The 633-nt window shown below is 80.1% G+C and carries 1 pseudogene; it reads right to left on the reverse strand.

From position 1 onward, the window contains the following. Window positions 1–633 (reverse strand): annotated as a pseudogene (locus AE652_RS42645) (helix-turn-helix transcriptional regulator); the annotation flags it as partial.

The following is a 633-nucleotide window of genomic DNA, read 5'->3' on the forward strand; positions in this document are numbered from 1 at the left end:
CGGTCGCCGTCCGGCAGCGCGCCGGCGACGGCCCGGTGGACCGCCGTCTTCTGGTGGTGCGGCGCCCGTTGGAGGATCGCGGAGCGCAGCAGCGGGTGCCGGAAGGCGATCCGGCGGTCGGCCGTGACCGTCACCAGGCCGGACGCCTCGGCGGGCGCGAGGTGTTCAGCGGTGACGCCGAGGGCGGCCGCGGCGGACAGGACGACGTCCAGTGCCCCGCCCTCCTCGGTGGCGGCGACCAGCAGCAGCGTCTGGGTGGCCGCGGGCAGGCCGGTGACCTGGCCGTGGAAGGCGATCAGCAGCCGGCTGGTGAGCGGCAGGCCGCCCGGTGCCGGCGGCTGCGGCCCGGCGGCGACCGGGAGTTCGGTGAGCGCGAGCGGGTTGCCGGCCGCCTCGGCGAGCAGCCGGTCGCGGACGGTGGACGGCAGGTCGGGGCCGACCCGCCGGGCCAGCAGCCGGGTGGCGTCGGCCTCGGACAGGCCGGTCACCTGCCGTTCGGGCAGGCCCAGCGGGCGCTCCGCCGGGCTCCCGCCGGCCCCGGCCGGGCCGCCGGTGCGGGCGGCGAGCAGCAGGGCGACCTCCTCGGCCTGGAGCCTCCGGGCGGCCAGCAGCAGGGCGTCCAGGGAGGCCCGG

Source organism: Kitasatospora sp. MY 5-36 (assembly GCF_001182915.1).
In the GTDB taxonomy this organism is placed as follows: Bacteria; Actinomycetota; Actinomycetes; order Streptomycetales; family Streptomycetaceae; genus Kitasatospora.